The organism is Acidithiobacillus sp. HP-2, assembly GCF_015100155.1.
Classification (GTDB): Bacteria; Pseudomonadota; Gammaproteobacteria; order Acidithiobacillales; family Acidithiobacillaceae; genus Acidithiobacillus.
This window is the reverse complement of sequence record NZ_JACKZA010000005.1, coordinates 1-9,558: the sequence shown is the minus strand read 5'-3', so window position 1 is coordinate 9,558 and position 9,558 is coordinate 1. Positions and strand designations below refer to the sequence as shown.

Annotated in this window: 10 protein-coding genes and 1 pseudogene; 7 read left to right on the top strand and 4 right to left on the bottom strand. The window is 49.9% G+C overall.

Annotated elements, in window-relative coordinates; genetic code table 11:
* Nucleotides 1-33 precede the first annotated feature (33 nt).
* Nucleotides 34-2,133, bottom strand: coding sequence for a putative bifunctional diguanylate cyclase/phosphodiesterase (locus H7F11_RS04780; protein ID WP_193650548.1), 2,100 nt, complete (start codon nt 2,131-2,133; stop codon nt 34-36).
* Nucleotides 2,134-2,410: 277 nt separating this feature from the next.
* Between H7F11_RS04780 and H7F11_RS04775 the strand changes: the two genes are divergently transcribed.
* The 3 genes from H7F11_RS04775 to H7F11_RS04765 all read left to right on the top strand — a co-directional run bounded on the left by H7F11_RS04775 (nt 2,411) and on the right by H7F11_RS04765 (nt 3,646).
* Entirely contained in the window at nt 2,411-2,659 is a 249-nt protein-coding gene (locus tag H7F11_RS04775; RefSeq protein WP_227485260.1) for a thioredoxin family protein, read from the top strand.
* Nucleotides 2,660-2,744: 85 nt separating this feature from the next.
* A complete protein-coding gene (locus tag H7F11_RS04770) occupies nt 2,745-3,203 on the top strand; it encodes a hemerythrin domain-containing protein (RefSeq protein ID WP_193650547.1) in 459 nt (152 codons plus the stop codon).
* Complete coding sequence (locus H7F11_RS04765) at nt 3,200-3,646, top strand: glycine cleavage system protein H (RefSeq protein ID WP_193650546.1); 447 nt, start codon at nt 3,200-3,202, stop codon at nt 3,644-3,646. The genes H7F11_RS04770 and H7F11_RS04765 overlap by 4 nt, the downstream gene beginning before the upstream one ends.
* Nucleotides 3,647-3,846: 200 nt before the next feature.
* Here the strand turns inward: H7F11_RS04765 and H7F11_RS04760 are convergent, their stop codons facing one another.
* Nucleotides 3,847-5,568 (bottom strand): chloride channel protein, encoded by a 1,722-nt coding sequence (locus tag H7F11_RS04760; RefSeq protein ID WP_193650545.1) that lies wholly within the window; start codon nt 5,566-5,568, stop codon nt 3,847-3,849.
* 31 nt (nt 5,569-5,599) lie between these two features.
* Nucleotides 5,600-6,160 carry an HdeD family acid-resistance protein gene (locus H7F11_RS04755; RefSeq protein ID WP_193650544.1) on the bottom strand — a complete coding sequence of 187 codons (561 nt, stop codon included), beginning with the start codon at nt 6,158-6,160 and terminating at the stop codon, nt 5,600-5,602.
* Between the two features lie 73 nt (nt 6,161-6,233).
* On the opposite strand from H7F11_RS04755, the gene H7F11_RS04750 reads away from it, so the two are divergent.
* Together H7F11_RS04750 and H7F11_RS04745 are read left to right on the top strand one after the other, a co-directional pair.
* The gene (locus H7F11_RS04750; protein ID WP_193650543.1) at nt 6,234-6,743 is read left to right on the top strand and encodes a rhodanese-like domain-containing protein; all 510 of its coding nucleotides are present in this window, start codon (nt 6,234-6,236) and stop codon (nt 6,741-6,743) included.
* A 527-nt stretch (nt 6,744-7,270) separates the two neighbouring features.
* Nucleotides 7,271-7,459 carry a TSUP family transporter gene (locus tag H7F11_RS04745; RefSeq protein WP_227485259.1) on the top strand — a complete coding sequence of 63 codons (189 nt, stop codon included), beginning with the start codon at nt 7,271-7,273 and terminating at the stop codon, nt 7,457-7,459.
* Between the two features lie 38 nt (nt 7,460-7,497).
* On the opposite strand, the gene H7F11_RS04740 is transcribed toward H7F11_RS04745, so the two are convergent.
* Nucleotides 7,498-8,832 (bottom strand): transposase, encoded by a 1,335-nt coding sequence (locus H7F11_RS04740; RefSeq protein WP_193650542.1) that lies wholly within the window; start codon nt 8,830-8,832, stop codon nt 7,498-7,500.
* On the opposite strand from H7F11_RS04740, the gene H7F11_RS04735 reads away from it, so the two are divergent.
* A complete protein-coding gene (locus H7F11_RS04735; protein WP_193651472.1) occupies nt 8,825-8,974 on the top strand; it encodes a hypothetical protein in 150 nt (49 codons plus the stop codon). The genes H7F11_RS04740 and H7F11_RS04735 overlap by 8 nt on opposite strands.
* 238 nt (nt 8,975-9,212) lie before the next feature.
* Nucleotides 9,213-9,558, top strand: a pseudogene (locus H7F11_RS04730) (transposase); the annotation flags it as partial.

The window sequence follows — 9,558 nt, the reverse complement described above, 5'->3', positions numbered from 1 at the left end:
AAAGCCTCATCTTATCAAATGGATAATCTTATTTCAGTAGGGGTAACTGCTGTTTTTAGGATGAACCGAATTTTCCTCTGTCATTTTCTTATTCCAATAAGACTCTATGATGGCCTGCTCGAAAGCCCTTGCCGCTTGATCTGCTTCGCTCCAGTCACCATTACCAGAAAAGGAAATCAACTGTTCTCCCATAGCTGCCATAGTTCGGTGGTACTCCTGATGGAGTCGTTCCAGACGTTGGTTGTCATTCAGTCCTAAGCTGCGGATATAGTGATGGCCGGGGCAGGCGGTAGCGTCCGCCAATGTTCTATAGTCGGTTAGATGCGGGGCCTGGCAAATCACTTTTTTCAACGCATTATGGGCGGCGATTTGTTTGGCATAAAATCCAAGCAGACTGCTTGGATGCGGATGATCATAGCAGGGGTTACTCTGGAGAAATGCCTGCAATTCTGATAGCGGCATAGGTTTGGCGATGGCATAGCCCTGTAGAAACTGCGCGCCCGTGGCCACAATCGCATCCAGAATGTCCTCAGTTTCCACTCCCTCCACCACCAGATCCACGCCAATGCCAGCAGCGAGGTCCTGAATAGCTCCCACAAAATGCAGATCCTGGGGTCGCTGCTCCAAGGAGCGGATAAAGCCCTGATCCAGTTTGATCTCATCAATAGGAAGATCCTTGAGCCGCAGCAAGGAACTATAGGCGCTTCCCACATCGTCCAGGGCTAGCCGGACGCCTAATGCTTTCATTTCCAGAAGATGATCCAACGCCTTTTGCTGTTCCAGGAAATCATCTCCCTCCAGAATCTCCAAAGTGATGCGGGAGGGATCCACTTTGCTTTGGGCGATCATTTCCTGCAGGCAGATGATGCAGCCTTTCGAGACGGAGCGCGGATCCATATTGACAGAAACCCATAAAGACCATCCTTGTGTATTCAGAAGAGGCAGGTCGGACAAAGACTGTGCCAAGACTTTTTTGGTCAGGTCAGAAAGATCTCCAATCTGCAGTTGTGGCAGGAACTTCGCCGGAGGCCAGAGGGTACCGTCCTTATCCCTAAGCCGCGCCAGGGCTTCGACACCCACCACCTTGCGTGTCCGGGTATTCAGTACTGGTTGATACCAGACCTCCAGAGCCCCGGCATCCAGCAACTGTTGCGCAGGGGTCAGTGATACGGCTTTGTGGATTTCTTCACCAAAAAGTACCCAGAAGCCCTCTCGATCGGCCTTGTTTGCCTTACTCTCGTACATGGCCTGATCGGCCAGGCGCAAGAGTTTGTCTCCTGTGTCCGTATCCCCAAAGGGGTAAATGGCGACCCCCATGCTTGCTCCGATCTGAACGTTTTCGCCATGGCTCAGCGGAATAGGGGCGGAGATGACACTCTCAATTTTTTTCATGATGTTGGCAAGATCGTCCAGATCCTCAAGATCCTCCACCAGCAGGACAAATTCATCTCCTCCCAGGCGCGCGACAAAGTCGGATTTACGCAAGGCTTCGGGCAGACGTTTTCCCAGGGCCATCAGCACTTCGTCTCCGGCCTCGTGGCCATAGATATCATTCACGGGCTTGAAGCCGTCCAGATCCATCATGCAGACTGCCAGGAGCCGATCATGACGTTTGGCACGCGCCATGCTCTGTTTCATCAGGGTCTCCAGGAAACGTCGGTTGGGGAGAGCGGTCAGGTCGTCGTAAAACGCCATTTGCTTAATCCGTTCCTCGGCCGCCTTTTGTGCGGTGATGTCGCGACCGATGATCATGATGCCCGCGCGTTCACCATTTTCTTTGAATAAAGGCAGCTTCCGCGTTTCATAGGTCGCCTGATGGCCATCTTCACGGACCATTTTTTCTTCGACAACGATCAGTTGTTTGGCTTGCCAGGCTTTTTCGTCATCCGCTATGCAAGCCTCGTGAATCTCCCGAAAGTCCGGATGCAGTTCCGCCAGTTCCATATCGGTCTTGCCTTTCCATGGAATTCCTTCCAGGTGAAAAAGGCGTTTGGCGGGTTCATTGATGATCTGCCAGCGACCCGCGTCATCCTTGAAGAAAAATGCATCTGGGAGAGCTTCGAGAAGCGTAGATAGTTGCTCGCCGAGAGGGGATTGTTGTTGTGCCTGTTTGGTAAAAATATATTTCCTCATGTTTTTATGTTCTCAGAAGTTGCTGCAACCCACAATCTGCAGCGTATGATTTCCTAAAACTTACCAGTCATAAGGCGTCAGCGTATCTCGTATTTTAGTCACAAAAAAGCCATAGCTTAAATTGATTGCTAATTTTTTATGCCTCTTAACCCTTCTTGGTTGCCAGATGGACAGGGGTTTGTTCTATGCACAGATCCATTTTGACGTTTTTGCGCCCGATGGTTAGCAATGCTACGCTGATTCGCGACATGATCGTCTTTTTTATGTTGGGGATTTGATGATGAAAGTACAAATTCTGGTTTCGAAATGGTGCCCGGTTTGCCCGCAGGCTGAAGCCGTGTGGAAAGAAGCCGCAGAAAAGGTGCCGATGGAACTGCAGGTACTGGATGTGGCGGATCGCGAGGGGCGCGAAATCGTCAGCAATCTGCGCATTAAAACGGTCCCGGCCATTGTCGTGGACGGTGCCCTGAAGACAGTGGGCGCACAGCCTCTGGGCGAAGTGCTGAAAATGCTCGGCGCCCAATGAACACAAGCTCCTGAATACGCTTGAACAAAGCTTCGGCCATGTTCATGTCCCGTAGAAACACACCGCAACCTTTTTGGAGAATGTCATGACACCCATAGATCAGATCATGCAACATGACCATGAACGCCTGGATCAACTTTTGGAGCAGAGTGCCCAGGCTGTCGGCAAAGATGCGTGGCAGGAAGCTGCGCAGTTCCTGGAAGCCTTTCGCCATGGGATTGTCGATGGTCATATGGTCGTGGAGGAAAGCACCCTATTCCCTGCCTTCGAGCTACAGGAAGGTGGCGAAGATCATCCTCTGACCGCGCTACTTCGCAAGGGGCATCAGGATCTGCGGGTGTTTTTTGAAGAAATGGCGGAAGCCATTGCGGATCAGGATGCCGAGACCTTTGACGATCTGCTGAGTACCGTCCAAACCATACTCAAGCAACATGATGCCAAGGAAGAAACCGAACTTTATCCCTATCTGGCTAGCGCGTTGGCGGATCAGGGTGAAGCTGCGGGAAAACGTATTCTCGACTTTGAGGCGGAGGCCACATCATGAGTGAATATAATGGTTGTGAACTGCCTGAAGACCTATTTTATGATCTCGATTATGTCTGGGTACGTCCGGAAGAAGACGGTACGCTGACGATTGGCGTCACAGACCCTGCGCAGACCATGTCGGGCCGCCTGCAAAAAGCCCGTATTAAAAAGATCGGTACACATCTGGAGGCCGGACGGCATGTGGCTACGCTGGAAAGTGGCAAATGGGCGGGCGGCGTACCCGTGCCCTTTGCCGGTGAAGTCATTGCCCGCAACGAGCAATTGTTGGAAGACCCGCACCTGATCAATATTGATCCTTACAAAGACGCCTGGATTGCCCGCATCAAACCGGATGATCCCCAACATGCCCTGGACAACGTCAAAACCGGTAGTGAAGCTATTGAAGCACTGGAGGCCTGGATCAAACGGTATGAGGTGCAATGTATGCGCTGTTCGGAATGAGCCATGAATCAGGCCGCAAGCCGTTTTATGCTCAGCCCGCCTGCGTCCTTCTGGACTGGACCTGACTGGCTGGGGCGCTCAGGTGGTGGGATGTGTATGCATACGTAGTCGCGGATGATGATAGCGGTCGAATCTCCTCGCGCTACAAACTGACTGACGTTCACCCCGGTGCGGCTAGCCAGATGGATTACGATGAATAGCTATTTACAGATTATCGAAGATGACCTGACAACACCTATATATCGTTTGTTGACACAATCAATCACTGGCATCTCGGAAAAATAAGGTTGATCAAGAAGATCGATGACCTCTTTACGGCTCTGATCAGATCGAATAGCGGTAATTGGTATTTTCAAATCGTCGGCCGCTGCAACATTCAAGGTACGCGTCAGCAAGTCCGCAGTTCTTAGATTTTTCGAAAAAATCATACCGGCGAGTTGACCGCTGTGATCCACCACATAGAAATTGTGCGGGGGATCGTCAGTACCCATCAACTTTACAAGGTGGCTGTAGCTGGCAGAGATCGGCACGATATTCTGAAATGACGGCGTGATCAGGTCATCAAATGCAGTATGTACTGGGTGCGTAGAGACTTGCTCAATGAATGGCTCAATACCGGCAGGGCCAGAATAAATAGACCGCTTATCTAACAGGCGAGCAGTGAAAACAGCGGATACTATGGCTAACAGAACAGGAATCATAATGCCCATAGTATTGTGCGTGAGCTCCAGCAGCAAAACTATGGCGGCCAGAGGCGCTTGCATCGTTGCAGCGAGTAAAGCACCCGCGCCAATTACGGCGTAACTTCCAATAGCCGCTCCAGGCCAGATCAAAGACCACAAATCACCCATTGATCCTCCTAACACCGCTCCATAGGTAATACTGGGTGTGAAAAGACCACCCGGGGCACCACTTCCAAGACACCCTGCCGTCACCAAGGGTTTTAACACGACAAGAGTAAGCATTAGAAGTAAAGGAAGTTGACTATTAAAAGCAAACTCAGTGACATCCTTTCCATTTCCTAAGAGTTGTGGATAAGGAATGGCTAATATCCCAAGCAGGGTAAACATAAGCAGGGGTGCCCACATAAACCATCCCGACTGAGGCTTATGGAGATCCGCCCATATAATGAGACGAACAAACAAAACAGACATAACGCCGGCTAATGGTCCAAATAGGAGCGACCAGCACAGTTCTCCGAAATGAAACGTATAAATCGGAAGTGTGTACGTGGGCTGGTCAGGAAGAGTGATCCAGGATACTGCAGTAGCAATCAATGCCGTGGTAATGGCGGGCAATAGAAGAGGTAAAGTCACTGAACCCAGCAGGACTTCCAGCGCAAAAAGCGCGCCACCGAGTGGAACATTATAAACCGCTCCCATCCCTGCGCCGGCTCCGCAGGCGGCGAGGAAACGCGTCTCTGTCGATGAGAGCCTTCCCCACCGTGAAAGCAGGCTAGCGATTGCCATTCCTACCTGTTTGGGTGCTCCTTCCCTGCCAAGGGAAGCGCCCATGCCGACGATGGTCATAGAAAGTATTGCCTGAGCGATGGTATGCCAAAAATTCACGCTTCCAGATTGAAACCATATAGCGTGAACTACATCACTATTGGCACCATGCGACAATCTGCGTAACAGCCAGACTGCAAAGGTAGCTAATACTCCGGCAGAAATTAATACGCCCAAGCGATGTAAGCCGGAGACATGCTCTGCCGCCACCTGAAAATATCCATGTGCGTAGTGGTAGCTGAGATGTTGAACCGTGGAGAGTAGGAACATCAAAAAATCTGCACCCAACCCAGCACCGATACCGGTAAACACAATAAGCAGCCAAAATTTTGGACTGAAACTAAGGCCGGTTGAATCGAGGGTGTGAACGTGCGGATAAAAAAGTTGCCGCAACATACGGACAAGTTTATTCATGGAACCAGACACAACAATGGTTGGTTATTCTTTAGGACTTTGTTAGTCCGATGATACCATTACGCACTATTATCAAGATTATTCCATCAAAAATAAGGTTCACCCCGACAAAAATACCGACCAGTATCAGTGAACCTTGCGGCCAGGTGACGATAAAAAGCAACGCAATCAACACATCGATAATACCGCTGAAAAAAAACCAGCCACGTCCGACTCCACTCAACATCTTGGGCCGCGTAAAATTACGGTAAGCGTCAATAAAGAAATACAGAATAAAAAGCAAGCCAATGCTGGCGATGCCAGCGGCCGGAAGGGCTACCATAATAGCTCCGGTTATCAGCAAAAGAAGCGGTCTGAGCCAGTCTCCAAGCCCATGCGCATGCAGTTGATAGCTATGAGCTATCCATACTGCGCCACCAAGAATAAGAATCCCCGCCAGGATGCCATCAGTTGCTGCGGAAAGAATCACGGGACTGAGCAAGCCGAAAATGCCGATTACAATCAAGATTAAACCTACCACTAAAGTATATTTTCCGAGATGATGTTGTTCTGTCTTGATAATCGTCGTTAAATCTGGTGGTGTTATGTTCATGATGCCATCCTTTTTTAAAATAATGAACAATACCTAAATAAGGAGCAACTAGTGTATGTAAGCAACCGAAATTATGATGCTTAAATTTGATATTCAACCATCTCGAAAAATTTTTCTATTTCCTGTACTATTTACAAATGAATCCTACTACCTATGTGATGATATGTCTACGTTGAAAAGCCTCATATACGAGGCGCATGAAGCAATCCATGGGATGATGCCCAACGAGCTGCATCATCTGATCCTCTGCAAAGCCATAATCGTGATAGATGTCAGAGAAGCGGATGAGCTATCTCATGGGAGTATTCCGGGTGCTATAGCAATTCCCCGAGGTATCATAGAGATGGCCGCTGATCTAAAATTCAGAGGTCACCACAAATTGCTTGCTCCCGCGCGTCAGATGAAAATCTGTTGCATCTGTGACTGTCCATCTGCAGGTAGATCTTCATTGGCAGCGTTGGCGCTCAAAGAGATGGAATTTGTCGATGTCAGCTATTTAAAGGGAGGGATTCCTCTTTGGGTAGCAGACGGATATAACCTAAATAAAATCCAGACTGATATTTTTAGCGTTAAAAGGAGATGATTATTTTAATTGATGAATTATAAGCCAACTATCAGCTTCAGTTCTACCGCACCATGTCGTGGAATAAAGATATTTAAATTACTGGTAGATTAAAAAGACAATATTATTGATGCAGTCAAAGGTGGAGAGTTCTGATGCTGGCTTCTACGGAATTGGGACCAATCATAGCAGCTGTTTGACAGGCATGATATCAATGATATTGAAGAATAATAACGATTATATGATTCTTAAAGAGTTTGCTATTGAGGCGTAGTCGGGAAATATTCTTGATTTTGCACGGCTAGGGATCAGCAATTGTGAATTGCAGCCGCTGATTGATTGGGGTTAGACAGATGATTAGGAAGCATGGACATACGGTAATTAAAACCATAAACTCCAAATATATGGGAGACATGGTCAACGCTCCACTATGTATGGCTTACCTGATTCTGCTCAAGCTTATTCCCAGATCCATCGCCTAAGATGACGAGGGAGCTCTACTTTCTATTAGAAAAAAGTTATTCAATTGTTAGTCATGGTGAAACTTTATGATTGCATTGACATTAGGCCAAAATATTGATTGCATCCTGGCTGGTGTGATCGTAGGGTTTTCCTTGGGGCTGATAGGTGGCGGTGGCTCCATTCTGGCGGTTCCGTTGTTGCTCTATTGGGTCGGTGTACACAATCCTCATCTGGTTATCGGCACGACGGCGCTGGCTGTGTGTATCAATGCCTGAAGTTTCACCAATTTCCATGAGATACAGTTTGCCGAATGCTACGCCACCATACGCATAAGCATCTGCGTGAATGATTTATGAGGGGGTTGGCAGAGATGGGGCCAAAGTCCCAGAAAATGGTCGGAGAGTGCTTCATCTGCAATCAGTTTGCGGACATCGGAGAAGGCAAAACTGGTCCGTCCCTTGACGATATGGCGGCGCTTGGGGTCGGCCTTGATCCGGTCGGCGTAAATCCAGGTCAGGGTCGTGGCGAGCAGGCAGAAATGGAGGTGGTTGGTGACGGCATCAGCGGTCCGGTTCTGGCTGCGGGCGCTCCCGATTTCCTGTTTGATTTCTTTGAAGCCGGCCTCGATTTTCCAGCGGGCACCATAGTATTCGATGATCTGGGTGACGGAGAGCGTCAGATCTGTCGTGAAGAAAGCTACCCACTGGGTTTTGCGAAAGACCCAGACCACCCGCACCGGGCAGCGCAGGGTTTTGAGCAGGAAGATCTGATCATAGGCGCGTATCTCCCGCGCTTTGCCATAAAGCTGGGCCGAGTACTTTTGCGCCTGCGCCCGCAAAGACGTCGCCAGCTCAGTCACTGAACCGCAACGATCCCCATATTTGCGGGGCCGACCCTTGGCGGTCCGGGCCGCATCCGCTGGCTCTGCATATAGGACCGTACTACTGCGCAAGCGGGACAACAGGTGGATGGATGGTTCCGCTGCATTCAGGGGTTTCCACAGGCCATTGTTCCCGAACCAGCTGTCGCAGACGATCAGAGGAGAGTGGCCGCTGAAATGGGTAGCCACCGGCAGGATCATGGCCGCAGCCTGGGCCATTTTTGACTGAAAGACCGGCACCCGTCCATGACGGCGGACGTTAATCTTGCCGGCCGCAATGTCCTTCTGCCGATGGTAGAAGCGACAGCCCAGCGGCAGACAGGCCCAGCGGCCTTTGATGGGCTTGAGCAGGCCGAGCATGACGATATTCTGTGCCCAGGGATAAGTGGGATGATTCACCTTGGCGGTATGATCGAAGAAAAAGCCGCAGCCGAAGATCCGCTTGCCGGTTTTGTCGTTGAGGGTGTCATCGAGGGCCAGGATCAGGCGCCCATCGACCAGCGGGGACGGAATCAGATTCCAGGCAATCGGCCAGAGGCGATCCCAGGCCAGCTGGGTGGAGGCCATGAAGAGGTAGAAGCGGCGGGCGTTCACATCCAGACCAAAGAGGGTCTGCAGGGAGCGCAGCAGATTGCTGCTCATGGAGGAGGTGAAGGGGACCATGATAGCCAACAGGATGAAGGGGAACCATTGAGCCCGTTCGCGCCCTAGTCGCGAATCAGAAAATGCCGATTGGAAAGGGAGGAGTAAATCGCGTAGCATGGACATCGAACAGGGCCTCTTGCGTTTTATAATCAGTGAGTTAATGAACATTCATTATATCACGGAAGGCGGTTCTGTTCACCTTTATCTAACTGATTCACAAGAAATAAAACAAAAAAAACAGGGTAACAAAATAGCTCGCAAATAAGTATTATTCATGAATAAATCACGATATTTAATGACCGACATTTTTGTTAACCATGCCGATTTTCCTCGCGGAAAAACGGTGAAACTTCAGATTAAAATTACCAAATCAGGTGCGAAGAAACGTCTCCGTTACGGTGGACGGGAACGACAGCAAATCGGAAAAACAGGGTTGCTGTATAAGATGGCGCGCTCTAAAATGAAGTGCAACACCTCTGGTCGAAGGCAGACGGAGGTGAGAGATGGCCAGAAAATACAGGCAATTGATGCCCGATCAGCGAAACCAGATACAGCGTGGATTGAATCAGGGGCTGAGTATTCGTGGCATTGCCAGGCAGTTGGGCCGAAGCCCTAGCACGATCAGTCGGGAGATTCAGCGAGGTCGTGTGGAAGAGACCTATGACGCCGTATGCGCTCGGGAAGAAGCGCAGAGGCGCCGACGCAAGGGAGTCAGGAAGTTGACTGAAGGTTCGCCTTTAACCCTCGCGGTGACACACGCTATTCTGCAAAGGAAGTGGTCACCGTAGCAGATAGCGGGGAGGTTGCGGATGGACTATCCCGAAGACAAACAGTGGCACGTCTCTCATG